This window comes from Aliivibrio logei (assembly GCF_001691055.1).
In the GTDB taxonomy this organism is placed as follows: Bacteria; Pseudomonadota; Gammaproteobacteria; order Enterobacterales; family Vibrionaceae; genus Aliivibrio; species Aliivibrio salmonicida.
On the sequence record NZ_MAJU01000065.1, the window covers coordinates 152 to 650 of the forward strand.

2 protein-coding genes are annotated in these 499 nt (G+C 33.3%); both read right to left on the reverse strand.

The features are described from left to right. A partial coding sequence (locus A6E04_RS21535; RefSeq protein WP_244886310.1) for a type II toxin-antitoxin system RelE/ParE family toxin occupies window positions 1-184 on the reverse strand: 184 nt, incomplete at its 3' end. Next, on the reverse strand, window positions 177-398 hold the full coding sequence (locus A6E04_RS20830; RefSeq protein ID WP_065612298.1) for a TA system antitoxin ParD family protein: 222 nt from the start codon (window positions 396-398) through the stop codon (window positions 177-179). The genes A6E04_RS20830 and A6E04_RS21535, both read right to left, overlap by 8 nt. Window positions 399-499 lie beyond the last annotated feature (101 nt).

The following is a 499-nucleotide window of genomic DNA, read 5'->3' on the forward strand; positions in this document are numbered from 1 at the left end:
GCTTAACCATTTTGAATTTATGGACACGTAAAAATGACAAGTCACCTTTCTTTTGCTCTCCTAATAATGGCTCTTTCATTAATTCTTTAATTGCATTATCAAGATCCGTCTTTTGATTTTTATGTAACTTTTTTACTGCTTTCTTAAATGTAGGTGTCTGTAAAATTTGAGTTATATTAGCCAAAACTATAGTTCTCCAATTTTCCTGCTTCTTTTTCAGCTTTGGCAATAATTGCTTGTTTTACAAACTCATATGATAGTTCTGGGTTATCTTCCATCATTTCACCAATTTTAGCCCAGTGTTCAATTTGTTTTGGTGCAGTGCGACTGAATGCTTTAGCCATAATAGTAGCTTTTTGCACAAGGTCTTGGTCTAATCTGATGCTTGCTGTAGCCATTGTAAGTATCCTATTTAAAGTTAATTTTCATTATTGTAGTATATTGCTACGGTTGTCGCAAGTTGCGCCATAACAATCGTATCAACACGATTTACTACATT

Coding starts and splice junctions, on each gene's coding strand:
- A6E04_RS20830 (WP_065612298.1), bottom strand. CDS start 398: ATGGCTACAGCAAGCATCAGATTAGACCAAGACCTTGTGCAAAAAGCT.